The 15,390-nt window shown below is 69.8% G+C and carries 2 protein-coding genes; both read right to left on the bottom strand.

Annotation, left to right across the window (positions count from 1 at the left end; all coding sequences use genetic code 11):
* Window positions 1–83: 83 nt before the first annotated feature.
* Complete coding sequence (locus ACIQAC_RS37720) at window positions 84–863, bottom strand: GNAT family N-acetyltransferase (protein ID WP_402199594.1); 780 nt, start codon at window positions 861–863, stop codon at window positions 84–86.
* A gap of 91 nt (window positions 864–954) precedes the next feature.
* A complete protein-coding gene (locus tag ACIQAC_RS37725; protein WP_402199597.1) occupies window positions 955–15,366 on the bottom strand; it encodes a hypothetical protein in 14,412 nt (4,803 codons plus the stop codon).
* Between the last annotated feature and the right edge of the window lie 24 nt (window positions 15,367–15,390).

Raw genomic sequence — 15,390 nt, forward strand, 5'->3', positions numbered from 1 at the left:
GTCTCGCTCAGCAATCTCGGGGGGTGACAGGTGTCATGTGATGCGGGGGGGCCGCAGGGGGCGCGACGGGGCCGGGGGCTCGGTCAGTCGTCGGTGGGGAACTGGTACAGGCCGTACTCCGCGACCGTCTCGAAGCCCATCCGCCGGTACACCGGGAATCCGTCCGGGCTGGACTGGAGGGTGGCGAGCCGCAGGCCGCGTTCCCGGCCGGCCGCGAGGGCCGCCGCGGTGAGCGCGGTGCCGATGCCCTGGCGGCGCTGGTCCTCGGCGGTGGTGACGACGTAGACGCCGGCCACGCCGTGGGCGGCGTAGAGCAGCGCGGTGGCGACGGGGCGGCCGGCGCGGCGGCCGAGGAAGCGGGTGATACGGGCGGAGTCGGGGCGGGCGATCTCGTTGCGCGCGACGTCGTCGCGGAGGCCGGCGGGGACGCCGAAGGAGGGGGTGTAGGTCGCCACCCACTCCCGCAGGGCCGGCTCGCCGGTCACGGTCTCGATGCGGAGGTCGTCGGGTGCGGCGGCTGCGGGGTCCGCCTTGTCCGTCTCCAGCGCCATGATGGGCATCGCGCCGAGCCGTACGGCACCGCACGTGGTGAGTGCGGTCTCCGTGCCGGGGGCGGAGTCGGGGCCCACCCACCACATCCAGGGCAGGCCGCTCAGTTGCCCGCGGGCATACGCCATCGAGTCCTCGGCGGTGGTGGTGCCGGTGAGTCGCAGTACGCCGTTGAGCTGGCCTTCGGCGATTCCGCTGCGGAAGTAGGTCAGGGGGCCGCCGGCGCCGGCCGGGGCGCCCCAGCCGAGCCAGTAGTCACGGCAGTTGGCGAGCTGGGCGTCCAGGGAGTGAGTGTGAAGAGTGGAGGTGCTCATGGCGACAAGACCGTGGGCGGGGCGGAAAGTTCGATGGGGGGCGTGTGAGGCGCGTCACGTGTCTCGCCGGGGGGCGGCGGGCCGCTCAGGTTCAACTCAGGGCACCGTGCAGATTGTTCTCGTTCGTACGGAACCCTCTGATGAGTGCGGCGATTTTCTTCGCGTTGTATTGTGCGCGCCCGCCCGCGATGGTGGCGGGGGGACCGACGTCGGTGAAGGGAACTGCCCGATAGAACTCTTCCAGGATCCTGGGCGGCGTTCCCAGTTCCGCCGTTACGGCCGAGAACAGCTGGACCATCTGGCGGATGTCACGACCTCCGGAGTTCAGGATCAGGTCGGTGAACTGCCCCGCATAGCTGTTTCTCTGCTGGGGCGTCAAGGTGGGAATCTGCCTCCCCACCATCATCGCCGCCGTGACCAGTTCCACCGACTCCGTTTCCGCGAGGGATGTCCAGACCTCCTGAAGCGCTGCCGCCGAGATCGCGATTCCCCGCTCGCTCATCAGGTGACCCACTTGAGCCATGCTTATCAGTCGGGCATTGTGATCCAGCCCCGCGGAGTTGGGCGCCGAGGCTGGGAACATCGTTGCCTGCGTCCGCCCCAGGGCGCCCACGGAATTCTGGTAGGAGTCCCTCAGCTCCAGCAGAGCCGCTGTGACACCCCGACTCAGTGCGCGCTCCAGAACGGGCAGATGACGTGCGGAAATCTCCGCCCCGGAGGCGATGGTACGGGCCACCGCGTCGATCCTGGCGCCATCGAGCAGATCGTTCAGGAGCTTGGGCGTGACAGGGTCTCCGTGGTCCGTGAGCTTGTCGATCGCGTAGTCGTTGTCAATGGCCGAGATGCGTTTCCCGCTCGGCGCCGAGGGGTCGTAGAGGATATTCGCCAGGTTGGGGTCGATATCCGGCATTCCCATCCTGTCGTTGTTCCCGAGCCAGGCATCGGCGACCAGGAGCAGTCCCAGCTGCCGCAGGGATTCATCGTCCGCCACCAGCGCGTTTTTGTCGGTTTCATTCAGTCCGTTCAGCGGCCTCCCGGTCAGGGATTCCATGACCATGTAGTGACTGAAGGTCTCATCCTCAAGGGTTTCGCGGTAATCGTCGTCGATGTCGTCGGTCTGCATAAAGAGAGCGCGCAGCCTTGCGCCTTCCTGCGAGTCACGCGAATACACTCGACTCTGCGGCGTCGTAATGCCAAAGACCGACCGAATCGCGTTGTCCGCGTAGTAGGCCCGTTCACCATCTTCGGGGTGGAAAACCTTCGCGTAGACCGTTCTGCCCGTCGGGTCGGAAATCCTGAATGCCGCTCCCTCGTCGCGGTTGGTCACGTTCAGGTCGGCGGGCCATGTGAGTGGTGACGCCTCATGCAGCGGCCTGGGGGTGGAGCTGCCGGCTCCGTGGATCCCCGGGGCGGGGAGATGGGCGGCCGGGTTGGCGCCGCCGGGCACGGTGGTGCGGTCGTTCGGCACGATCGCCGCGGCGATGGTCGCTCCGCGGCGGGCCAGCGGTTCGTACGGGGTGATGGGCAACCGGCGGTGCCACCGGACCACTTCCGCGTCGTCGACCAGCTGCGCGGCGGTCTCGGCGTTGGTCAGCCTGATCACCTCGAGTCGGACGTGACCGACCAGGTCGTTGAGTTGACTCGGGGTGAGGGACTGCTCGTGCGGGTGGCTGGCGAGCCAGTTGCGCAGTTGGGTGGGGATCAGCTGGGGTTTGAGGCCCCACACCGCCAATTCGTGGGCGGTGCGGCGCCAGTCCGCCTCGGCTCGCCGGGCGACGAGGACGGAACGGGCCCAGGCCTGGCCGGCGGAGTTGTCCAGCGCCCGTCCGTCCGGGCCCATGCCCGCACCACGCCGCGCCGCTTCCGTACCCTCGGCGATGTCGAGCACTTTGATCGCGGTCCAGTGGTCCGACCAGGCCTGGAGCCGGTCCCGCGGGAACCCGGGGGTGGCCAGGTCCTCCGCTGCCGGTGCCCGGTCCGCGAGCCTGTCGAGTTCGGCCGCCCAGCTCTCCGGAGCCACTTGCCGTGCACGCAGCAGATCGAGACCCGAGGCGACCGCGGTGTTGTCGTCCTGCGGCTCCCGGACGCCGAGGGCCACCTCGTCCGGGAACAGTCCGTTCGGCGCCACGTTCCTTCGGAGTTCCGCCTCGGTGAGCGGTCCGAGGTGGCGGTACCGGCTCCAGCCGTCGACGTAGTCGAGTCCGGACGGACGCTCCTGCCCCCGGTCCCACAGCTCCGCCGCCCGCATGACCTCGTGCAGGGTGTGATGGCCGCCCAGGAGGAAACCTCCCAGCATGCCGAGAAGTACCTCTCGCATGTCGAACTGACGGCGGTAGTGGTCGCCGAGGTGCCGCACCGCGTCGAGGAGGACCGCCGCGCTTCCGGAGGTTCCCGTGGTCACGAGCCCACCCGTGTGCTGAGCGTTGCGGTGCAGGTCGGACGAGACGGGCATCGTCATGTAGTCCGCCGCACGGCTCCACCGCAGCCGGCTCTCACCCGTCGTGGTGTCCTGAAGGACGGAGAAGGCGCGTTCCCGGTAGCTGAGCGGCGGCTGGACGTCCTCGGGCCGTTCCGTGGTGTACACCTCCGGGCCGGTCCTGCGCTGCGACCGCTCGGCGCGGATGGCCGGCACGATCTCCAGATCGGGCAGGAGCCCCGTCAGGGCGCGGCCGGTCACGGCCGAGTGGAACGCCGCGAAGACCTCCCGGAGGTTTCCTTCACGGATCGCCTGCTGGAGTACCAGTCGGTCGACACCAACGCCGCCCACCGCGCCCGGCCGGGTGAGGCCGAACAGCACCAGCCTGTCCTGGTCGTTCGCGCCTACGAGGTTCCAGGCGGCGACCGTGACGTTGCGCAGCTCACGCAGGGACTGCTGACGGGTACTCAGGTACTGACCCAGTCGGCGTTCGAACACCGTCGCGGCCGCCACGTACCGGATCCGCTGCATGTCCGACGCGGAGGCGGGCAGGTCCTGCCAGGCCTGGGGCGGGGCTCCGCGCTGCTCGGCCGGTGTGTCGGCGACGGGCTTCCCGATGAACCCGCCGACCGCACGCGGTCGGGCCAGGATGTCGTTCTCGTCGACCCTCACCTCGTCCAGGTCGACACCGAGGTCGTTCAGTACGGCGTGCGCGCCGACGACTGCCCATTCAGCATCACGCAGCGCCGATTCCGCGTCCTCCGGTGAGGTGAGTGACGCCGACGATCCCTCACGGGAGTTGTCGTGGCGCGTCCGCGCATCTTCCGCGTCCGCCCGCGCACGCTCCAGTCGCGCGACCGCTTCCGAGTAGTGCGCCAGACCGGCATCGGTCAGAAGCGTGCCCGCGGAGGGCTCGGTCCGCGACCGGCTTGGGGCGGCAGGGCTCTCCGACCCGTCCCGCTCCGGGGCGGGGCCCTCCCTGTCCTCTGAGATGGGGTCCAGTCGGCGTCCGTGCTCGTTGGGAGCCGGCCGGGGAAGGGCGGACGCCGTGGCCTCCGCGTACTCCAGCTCCCCGTCCGCGTCGTCCTGGGACACGCGCCCCGGCTCGGTCTCGCCGAAGTCCCAGTGGGAGTCGTCGGATTCGGAGTTCGAGTCGTCCGCCTCGGGGGTGACGGAGGGCCGGGTCCGGCTCGGACCGGGCTGGGGCCCCCGCGTGTCCGGCGCGTTCGGCTCGTCCCTGCGGGCGGCGTCCGTAGCGGGGGCGGAATCGGGAACCAGCCCGGTCAGATTCAGCGCCGTCGTCCACCGCAGATCGGCCAGTTCGGGAATGCGCGCCCGTCCGCCAGTGGGCGAGATCAGTTCCTCGGCCGGGTGGAGGAGATTGCCGGCCACATCGAACTCCAGTGAGCGGAACGGTCCCAGCTCCGCCAGCTCGTTCGTCACATACGAGGGTGTGGGGCCCACGGGCCACTCGATCCGGCCATGTACGTTGGTGGCCATCAGCGGGCGGCCCGGGTAGCCGTCATGGCCCCGGACGATCAGCGCCCTGGCACCGTGTCCGGCGTCCAGCAGACGCTGGATCAGCCCGTCCAGCCCCGGGCGTGCCGGACTGCCCGACGGCCGCAGAGCCAGCCGTGCCGTGAGCCGCAGGGCCGCGTCGGCGTCGATCAGAGCGCTGATGGCGGTGACGCGAGCCGCTGTGTCCCGCCGGGCTCCGACACCCACCAGTTCGTTCATCAGCAGGAGCGCGCGCTGGGCGTTGCTCACCGTCAGCGCCGAGAGGGGTGCCCTGGCGGGGGCCGGACGGCTCCCGGCCTCGGGTTCGGCCAGCAACCACGCCTGGGTGTACAGCTGCGGCAGCCTCGTGTCGAGATCGGCCAGCCGGCGGTCCACCTCGGCGCGCACCGCCTGTTCGAAGGTCAGCTCAGCCCGCCAGGCGGTCCGGTGGATGGTGTCGAGTTCGGCGTCCATGGCCAGGCCCTGCACCATGGCGAGCAGCCGGAGCGGCAGCGGCCAGTTCCGCTGCTGTCCGTCCGGTGTCAGCACCGGGGGCGCGTCGCCCAACCGCGGATCGCGGGCGAAGACATGTCCCGCGGGATCCGCCCACATGCTGTACGGCGTGCCGTTCGCCAGGATGACGTCCATCCGTACCGGGACGGCGAGTCGGTGGGCCACGCCGCGGACCAGGTCCTGCGGGGACTGCTGGAGGATGTCGGCCTCCATGCGCAGGGGCGGCAGTGGCGTGTCGGTCGGCTCGCCCGTGAGTGACCGCCGGATGTCCCTGACCTCGTCGGCCAGCGCCGTGAACTGCCGCTCGCTGGTGCCGGGCCTGTCCAGGAACTGGCGGGGGTTTTGGAAGTACTCACGGTGCCGGTCCAGGAAATCGGTCACCTGTTGGCCGGGCTGCCAGCCTGCGACATGTGCGTTCGCGGTCGCTGCCGCGGTCACGCCCGCCCGTACGGTGTCCAGCGCCCGGCCGATGTGGTGCGGCGCCAACTCGACGTCCGTGGCCCTGACGTCGTACCGGAGTACCGCCGCGTCGAGGCGTTCGGTCGCGCCCTGCCGAACGGCCGCGGCGATGCCGCGGTGTGTCCGGTCGGTGCCCGCGTCCCGGCTCCTGGCGTACTCGGTCAGTATCGGCGTCATGTCGAAGGACTGGGCCGTGCCGAGCGCCCGCCAGTTCGTGTCCGTCGGCAGCGGGGTGGGCGTCTGCTGCAACCGCGCCTGAAGTTCGGCGACCTCGTGCGCGAACAGGTGCACGGTCACGGTCCCGACGATCGGTTCGCTGCGGAAGTGGCCCGTGTCCTTGGGCGACGGACGGAACACGTTGTGACTGAAGCGTTGGCCTTCCAGGTGGTACTGGCCGGTCAGCTCCACCAACTGGAGCTCGCCCTGCTGCTTCGCGTGCTGCTCACGCCGGTAGTTCTCGGGGAACGCGGTGCCCAGGTTGCTGCTGGTGACCCGGGGCTGGCTGGTGTCACCGGCCATGCTGTGTGCCGGGATGGGCAGTCCGGACCCGGTCGTCGGCGGGTCGTGCGGGGCGAGTGTGCCCGAGCCGTTCACACCCACGCTCACGCCGGGGCGCCAGCGGTCGGTGCTGTCGTTGTGGCTGGTGCCGCTCTGGTGCTTGGAGTAGCGGCCGATGCCACTGCCGCCGATCGTGCCGAGCACCGTGAGGCCGGACAGCCTGCCGACCAGGGAGACCCGGGCCCGTGTACCGGAGTGACCGGACAGGTGCAGGTCCGGCGCCATGACGTACTCGTCGCCGCCGGTCGCGTCGAGCAGGTGGTTGCCCAGCTGGCTGGGCAGGAACATGTCCTCGAAGACGGGGCTGTCGTGGACCTTCGGATTGCCGGCGTCGGAGCCGAACATGTCCCGCAGGAAGCGGCGGGCGGCGGGCAGGGCGTCCATCGACACACCGGCCACGAACCGGTCACCCGGCAGCTTCGGTATCTCCCGCAGGTCGGGCAGCCCCGCCGGCGGCGGTGCGGGCCTGAACTGGCCGATACCACGCGGGATCTGGACGTAGAGCTTCCCGGTCGCGGTGATTCTGACGGGTACGGCGCGATCGGGGTCGAGCCGGCGGACAGCGATGTTGTTGAGGGGCCGGCCCGGTGCCTCCTGCTTGATCACCTCGACTTCCAGTCGGTGGTCGTAGACCATTTCGAAGTGACCGTTCCACGCGTACGTGGTCATCTCCGTCACCGCGTTCTCGGAGCGGCTGACTCCGCGGTGCCGTCCTTCGCTGATGGACAGGTTGAGCTGGTCGTGGTTGTTGGCGACACCGCCGCCGACCTTGCCGACGGTGAAGGCCTGGCTGCTGTCGACCGACTGACCCAGCGATGTGGCGACATAGCCGTGGCTGTACTCCTCGATGCCGGTCTCCGGCCGGATCGCCACCAGCCGGGGCGCCCCCAAGAGGAAGTCCCGGATGTTGATCTTGATGTACTGGCCGAAGCCGTAACCCAGTGGGTGCGCCAGGGTGAAGCTCTGTCCGTGCTTGCCGATGAAGTTGTTCCAGAAGGCGATGTCGCGGCCGGGGGCCAGCAGCGCCTGGAGGAAGTTCGTCCCTTCGCCCATCTCTCCGAGCCGGTTCCCCTTCTGGTCCCACAGCGTCGGCCGCGAGGCCAGCAGACGGGGCGCCGCCTGCTCGACGGCGTCCATCACCAGGCTGTAAGTGGACACTCCCTCGTCATACGTCACCCTGGTGATACCGCTGAAGCCGATGTGGTTGCCGTCCGCTTCGAACCGCTTCAGATAGTCGGGCACGCTGACAGCCGTGTCCTCGTCGGTGAGGGGGCCCAGGTTCACGCCGAACCTTGTGTTGAGTTCGGCCCTGATGCCGGCGTCGAAGACGAGCAGTTCTCGCCGCTCGTGCAGGTCTTCCAGTAGTCGGGCCAACTCCTCACGACTGCGGGTCAGTTGGACGTCGAGGGCGTCCAGGGTGCCCTGCGAGGTCTCCGGCAACCAGCGGTTCAGCACACCCGCCACCAGGTCACCGGCCAGCTTGGTCTCGTTGGCGTTCCACCGGTTGAGTACGTCGACCAGCTGCTTGTCGGAGATCGGGACGTTGCCCTTGCCGTAGTCGTCCAGGGCCAGCGGTTCCGGGAGCAGGAACAGCATCTTGCGGTCCGTGTAGCGCTGGTGGTTGGAGTCGTGCGTGGCCACCGGCAGCTTGGACCGTTTCTCCAGCCGGCTGGTGACGTCGAAGGCGACGTCCACGGCGAAGGCGTAGGCCCGGTTGAAGTCCAGCTGGATCCGCTCGTCACCGCCGGTGCGGCCGTCGCTGGTGGACGTGTTCCGCTGCACGGTGCGGGAGGCGTCCACGCCGCCCTGGATGTGGCCCGCCCCGGCGTCGTCGGTGGGTCCGCCGACGGTGACGTCAGCCTGAACGAAGCGGATGCCCTTGGAGTTGTTGTTCGAGGTGTTCGTCTGGTCCAGCGTCAGGTTGATCTTGCCGACCACGTACTTGCCATCGGTGGCCCCGGCGAACTTCGCCTCGTCCAGGGACGACTTGAGGTCGACGGCGGCGAACGTGTCCCGGACGATGCCCGGGTCGAAGAACTGGACCGAGGTGTAGGTGCCGTGCGCGGTCTCGGTGAAGAAGGCGCGGAGCATGGTCGGGTCGAGGAACGTGCCCACTTCCGCGTCCGCGTTGCCCTGCGGACCCAGCAGCGGACGCAGCGTCGGGGTTATGGCATGTCGAATGCCGCTGGCGTCCAGGAAGTAGATCACGCCGCGGTCCAGTACCTCCGGGGGCAGCTTCCGCCCGTTCAACACACCCGGGTCGCTGGTGTCACCGAGGGGCAGCAGGTAGGCCACTGATTCCTGGGCCTTGGCCTCGATGACATGGTCACGCGTGCCGGGCTGCGCCATGCCTCGCACACCGCTGTGCTCGTACTCCATGGTGACGGTGTAGTTGTCGAACAGCTTGTGCTTGTGGAGGACTCCGGGGTACTCCAGGAGTTCCGGGCGGTTGTGCAGATGGGAGGCGCTCTGGCTGGCGCCGATCTGACGGAACAGGTCGAAGCCGACCCCCCCGCCGATCAGCTGCTGGAAGGCGGCATTGATCCGCGCGCTGAGGGTGAGCCGGGTGCTGCCGGAGGTGGACAGACCGGCGGTGCCCATCCCCATCGCCAGGTTGACCGCGTGGTAGTCCTCGGTGCTCCCGAGATACTCCGACTCCTTGCCGGACGGCCTCGCCTTGATGCTGATGCGTACGGCGTCGGTGTCGGTGTTGAGCCCAACAGCGCCCCGGGGCACGGTGAGCCTGAGGACCAGCTCGTCCTGGCGGATGTGATCGAAGTGCGACTCGAAGCCCTGGAGCGAGAAGTACTTGTCGATCATCTCGGCGTTCTTGATCTGCCGGTCGAGTTCGCCCTTGTTCGCGTACCAGGCGGTGCCCTCGATCGCCGGCGCGCCCTGGAGCGGGCGCCCGTCGGCTCCCCGGGGGGCGGGCTTGGGCAGAAAGCCGTTCTGTTCCAGGTGCGCGACGACCTGGTCCCGCAGGGTGCGGACGGTGTCCGGGGAGACGTCGACCAGGCCCATACCGATGCCCTTGCCCAGTGCGACGTGGGGCGGCAGCTTGCTGTGCGGGGAGTTCGGGTCCAGCGTGTCCTTGGTCTTGAGCAGACCCGGCGCGTACTCGACCGTCTTCGTGGCAGCGGGCGGCGCCGTCGGGGCCGGGTCCGGGTCTTGCTGTGGGGATGAGGACGGGACGGGTGCCGGGGGCTGGACCGCCGCGGGGTCTTTGAGCGCGTCCAGGTCCACCGGGAGTCCGTGCTCCAGCGCCAGGTGCTCCGGCATCCGGAGCAGGCCCCGGCTGACCGTCGCGTTGGTCGTGACGGCCGGCTTGTCAGGGACCAGAACCTCGGCGGTCAGCACGAACTCCGACGCGTAACCGTTCGTCCGGCCACTGAAGCGGGGCACATCGACCCACAGACCGGCCCGGCCCGCGCTGACGGTCGCGGAGTTCGACGACGTCAGCGACGCGGAGACACTGGCGTTCAGATGGAACGCCGACTCGGTGAAGGGGAGCGGCACCGCGTCGAAGGTCACGTTCGCGAAGGTGATACTGCTGGAGTTCGACACCGTGTGGCTGCCGTTCGCGCCCTTGATGTTCGTCCGTACGTTCTCCAGGTGCGCCGTGTCGGAGGTCTCGCCCACCCGGGTCTCACCCCCCTGCCGGGCAGCGTGCAGCCGGACCACGGCAGCGGCGTGGCCATCCTTGCCCCGGATGCTGAACGTGTAGCCGTCCTCGGACGCGTTGTCGAGCCGGGCGTCCAGGTTCCACAGCTTCTGGAGCAGTTCGTCACGGCCCGCACTGCCGATCTTCAGCGAGACACCCTGCTGCTTCAGGCTCGCCAGCACGTTGTCGGCGAGCTCCGGTATGCCGCTCAGGCCGGAGACGTAGTAGTACGCCGGCACCTTCCCGGCACGGTCGCGGACCTGGTCTCCGGCCGCCACGACCTGCTCGGGCGCCTTCTTCAGATAGTGCTCGGGCGTCCACACCAGCAGGCGGTCGGAGGGCGCGGTCGCCACCGTCTCCGGGGTGATGTTCCGCCAGGCCTGCCCGGAATCCTTGCGCACGCTCACTGACCAGTTGGGCTCGTACGCGACGAGCCGCGACTCCGACCGGGTGTCCTCGACATGGCCCGCCTCGGCGTCCGAGATCGCGCTGGTGGTGCGGCTGTTGCCACTGAGCGTCCCGGAGAGGCCGGCACCGATACGGACCGCGTTCAGCTTGCCGCCCACCCCGACGCCGTACGACGCCGAGAGATTGGCCCGCCACGCACCGGTCGAACCGCTGTGGCTCACGCTGTCGGAGCCGATGTGGAACACACCGTTGATGGTTTCGTTGGAGTGGAACCGGTCGCGTACCTCACTGGGTGGATCGAAGAGCGCCTTGGGCCCGTTCGAGACGGGCTCCTCCTTCTGCTTGCCCTTCCACTGCACCGGTTTCCCGGCCGCAGTCGTGGCGGTTGCAGCCTTCTGGAGGGACGCGGTCGCCGGACCGTTGAACGACCCCTCGGGGTCCAGCACTTCGCGCGGATCCTTCGGATTCAGTGAGATCAGCGCCTCGACCGGCCCCAGGGGCACGACCAGGCCGTCACGCTCGGCGCCCCTGTCGTCCTCGATCAGGTACCGGTAGTTGCTCAGCAGGCGCTGTGCCAGTCCGTCCATGGCGTCTTTGGAGAGCGTCCGCACGCCGGCTTCGGCGGCCAGCCGCTCCACCGTCGCCCGCACCGCGTCCAAGCCGGGGAGCCCGGCCCGCGGAACGCCGATGGCACGGGCGGCGGCAGGAACGTCGACCGAGTCGCCGAGCCCGGGGGCGAGCGGCCCCGGTCCGGGCGGCGGGGGTGGCGGCGCGGTCGGCTGCTGGTCCAGGGGCTGCTGATCCTGGGCCTGGTCCTGCGGCGGGGTGGTCGGGTTCGGATCCGCGGGCGGGGGAGGCGGGTCGGACCGACCGGCTTCCGGCTCCGCGGTCCGGCCCAACGGGGTCTCGGCCAGGGGGACCTGGACCCGCGGGGTTTCGGGCGGTTGGGGTTTGGGCCGTACGACCGCCTCGGACAGTTCGGCATCGGGCAGTTCGGCATCGCGCAGTTCGGCATCGGACAGTTCGGCGTCGGGCCGCGAGACTCCGGGGGCCGGGGGCTGCCGGACGGACTCCCCCACCGTGGGCAGGGTGGCGTCGGGCCGGACGGAGAGGGGCACACCCGTGACTGACCCCGGGGTGAACCGCAAGAAGCCACCACCGGCCCGTATCTCGGCCTCGGTCGCCCCCTTCGGAGTCAGCACACCACCCACGAACGCCGTGCCCTTCGAGCTCGCGATGACGTCCCTGCCGAGCAGGGTCGCGAGATCGGACGCGATGAGATCGCCGCGCGGCATGGTCAGCATCGGGGTGACGTCCGGTGCCAGCGTGTGCAGCAGAGCCGCCAGGTCCGCCTTCGCGACCCGGTTCCTCCCGGCCGTCACCCCGCTTTCGTTGTCGACGTTCCCGAAGACGAGCACCGTGTTGGTCTCGGGAAGGACCGGAAGCAGGTGCTGCATCTCCACGTCCCGCGTATCCACGTCCCGCGTATCCGCGTCGCCGCGTGCCGGAGCGTCGCTTCCCGGCAGCCACAGCGTGACGAGACGCCCGTCCTGCGAGCCGGTGACGGTTTCGCGTTGCAGGGTGTCCATGGGCATACGCGAGCCGAGGCCGGAGCTCCGGGTCGGGGCCGGCGCCGCGCCGTCCTGGAGGGGGGAGGTACTCGCCCAGTGGTCCGCGACGCCGAGGCTGCCCAGCCGGACCGTACGCCCGAACCCACCGAGCGGTGCCGGGTCGCCCACGCCCTCGGTGTCGGGGGTGAAGACCTGGATACGCAGGCCGTACTGGTACGCGGCCGCACGGACGACGGCCGCGCTCGTCCGGTCGTCCCAGCGGCCCCCGGTGGCGATGTCCTCGATGAGCTGCCGGCGTTCGCTCGGGGCGGAGGGATCGTCCTCTCCTTGCCTGACGGGCAGTCCGACGGCATCCCAGATCCCGGCCTCGTGCCTGCCGAGCCGGCGCGCGGTCTCACTGTCGATGGTCAGCTGCGCCCGCAGGGTGTCGGCCAGTTGTCGCCGCATGGTCAAGGGGTCGGTGTCCAGACCGGCGGAGCTGTTCAGGGCCCGGAAGAAGCCCTCGCCGTCGCCCGACTCGTCCGTGATCCGCAGCCCGCGGGCTGCGAGAATCGGCCGGAGATCCCTGAACTGGTCCTCCGCGACCCGCGATTCGCCTGCCGCGGGAGTGTCCTCGGCCGTTCGGGTGGAGGCCTCCGGGTCCGGTTCCACGGTGGGTTGCGGGTCCGGCTCGACGACGGGCCGCGGGTCCGAGGCCACGGAGGGTTGCGGGTCCGAGTCCACGGAGGATTGCGGGTCCGAGTCCACGGAGGGTTGCGGGTCCGGCTCGGCGACGGGCCGCGGGTCCGGCTCGGTTCGGGTGCCGAGCGTCGGCTCGCCCGTCAGGACGGTGGCGAGGGTGACCGAGGTGTCGGCGTCCACCGGAACGAAATCGGTGCCGAGCGCCGACTCCAGGAACTTCGAGGGCAGCGCGCCCTTGGCCAGCTCGGGGAACTGCCAGGCCCGGCTGCCCAGCGCGAGGAGATCCTCCGGCGGATCGACCAGGTCGCCGTACTGGTCGACCTCCAGCGCGCGGAACGGTCCCCTCGACACCGTGTCGGGGGCCGCGACAGCGCGCCCGTGTTCGTCGGTCCAGGCGATCCTGCCGTCGGTATTCTCCGCGAACTTCGGACGCCCGTCGAACCCTTCGGCGTTGGTCAGGACAAGCGCCCTCGCGCCTTCGCCGGCGTCGGCGAGCCGCGATGTCAGATCCGCGATGGCGTCGGGGCCGCGCAGCTCCCGGACGGCGACTGCCTGCGCCAGCTTGCCGACGGAGGTGGGATCGACGAGACGGGTGATCCCGTCCAGGTCCACAGGGCCCCGCCGGCCGCCGTCGCGAGCCAGGTCACGCAGTTCGTTCAACGCGGTACGGGCATCGCCCACGACCCGGTCCGGGAGCGCCGCCCGGTTCCAGGCCGCGCCGCCCCGGTCGTGCTCGCCCGCCAGGAACGCCGCGTTCCTGAGCAGTTCCGGCAGCCGCGGGTCGGTCGTGGACAGACGGGCCATACGGACGTCCGCCTCGTCCCGTACCGTCCGCTCGAACGACTGCTCCGGGGCACGTGTCTGGTGGGCCGCGGTCAGTTCGCCGTGGTCGAGCCCCAAGCCGACGGCGATTCGGCGCAGTTCGGGAGAGCCCGGCCAGACGGAGTCGTCGTTCCGTGAGAGGGACTCGACCTCGTTGATGGACGACGTCTCGCTGTCCAGCCCCGACTTGTCCGTCGTCCTTACGCTCGTGGCGTCCGTGGAGTCCGTGGCGTCCGTGGAGTCCGTGGAGTCCGTGGTTTCCGAGACAACCGAGAGATCCGAGACATCAGAGGCGCCCGTGGCGTCGGACATGTCCGAGAACACCACGGAGTCGGCATCCGAGTCGACATCGGAAGCGGTGTCGGAAACGGTGTCGGAGGTGGCGTCGGAAGTCGTGTCGGAAGCGGTGTCGGACAACACGCGGAACACGTTCTCGCCGACGTGTGGGGAGTTGATGCCGCGCGGGGTCGTCTGAGTGTCGATGGAGGGGCGGGGGGTGCTCGTGGTCTGGGTGGTGGGGCGCGGGGAGTTCGCGGGGTCGGTCGTGGCACGGGGCGGGTTGGTCGCGTCGGTTGTGGGACGGGGGGCGTTGGTGGTGCCGGGGTTCGTGGTGTTGGTGCCGGGGTTGGTCGTGACCGGGGTGTCGGTGGATTGGGTCGGCAGCAAGCGGGGGGCACCGCCCTGGGGCCCGGCTGCGGGCGTCTGAACCGGGTTGGGTGCACCGCCGGACGGCGTGACGGACGGCGGTGTGACGGTCGTCGGAGTCGCGGGAGGCGGCGTGACGGACGACAGCCCTATGGGGGTCGGAGTGAGCGGGATGATGCTGATGGGCGGGTTGGGGCTGGTCAGGAAGGTGTCGGCGTTGTTGACGGGGCCGAACGTGCCCAGCGCCTGGTTCGACGTGCCGTTCGTCGACGTCATGGACGTGGTCGACGGCATCGATGTCATGGACGTGGTCGACGGCGTCGACGGCGTGGAAGTGGTCGACGTAGGCGGTGTGTTGGCCGACGTGTGGGTGGAGGTCGACACGGGTGTGGACACCGGGGCGGCTTCGGAGACAGTGGGAAGGTGTGTGGTGCCGAAGACGTTCGTGGAGAATTTCTGGACGTCGGTCATCAGGCCTTTGATGACGCTGCCGTTCCATGACCCGAAGGTTTCGAGTCCGCCGCTGACCCGGCCTCCGACCAGTCCGGACAGGAAGGTGCCGGAGGCGGTCTGGAACTTCTTCGTCGTGAACAGGTTGTAGGCGACTTCGGACGCCGTCTGATGCACGCCCTCCGCCAGACCCAGCCCCACGAACATCGAGAACTTGCGTCCCCAGTCCGGCGCCAACGCCCGCCCCACCCCCGACGACAGTGCGCTGCGCACATGGTCGCCGACATCGGGCGGCAACCGCCGCGCCAGCACCCCGTCCAGCAGGTCGGGAAGGTTCTTCGCGGTCAGGTTCGCGGCCAGGGTGTCCGCCCACTCCCGGCCCAGCGCCCGCGCCGCACCCGGCGCCATCACCCCGTCGAAACCCCGCACGAACGCCGTGCCCATCTGCTCCCGGAACCCCGGCAGTAACCCCGGATCCCCGCCATCACGCTGCAACGTCGTCACGAACGACCCCACACCATCGGCGACATCACGGGAGAACACCCGCCCCTGCGCCACGGCCGGACCCAACCCCAGCCCCAGGCCGCCGCCGGGACCGCCATCCGTGTCCACCCGCACACCCGGCCGGCCCACCGGCAACGGCCCACCACCGTCAGTCACGTCGTCGGCCAGATCGTCCGCCTGCTTACGTCCCGGCCACCACGAGCCCCCCGACCCCGGCACCAACTCCTCACGCAGCACCTTGAACACATCATCGGTGAAGTTACGGGTGAACATCTTGCCCAGCAGGTTCGCCACCGCCATCGCCGCCGGCACCACCATCGGCGCCAGAGCCCCCTGCACCGC

The sequence above is a fragment of the Streptomyces sp. NPDC088387 genome, from assembly GCF_044753385.1.
In the GTDB taxonomy this organism is placed as follows: domain Bacteria; phylum Actinomycetota; class Actinomycetes; order Streptomycetales; family Streptomycetaceae; genus Streptomyces.

Bases quoted from the DNA above. Each gene is read 5' to 3' on its own strand.
- ACIQAC_RS37725 (WP_402199597.1), bottom strand. From the start codon at position 15,366: ATGGTGGTGCCGGCGGCGATGGCGGTGGCGAACCTGCTGGGCAAGATG.
- ACIQAC_RS37720 (WP_402199594.1), bottom strand. From the start codon at position 863: ATGAGCACCTCCACTCTTCACACTCACTCCCTGGACGCCCAGCTCGCC.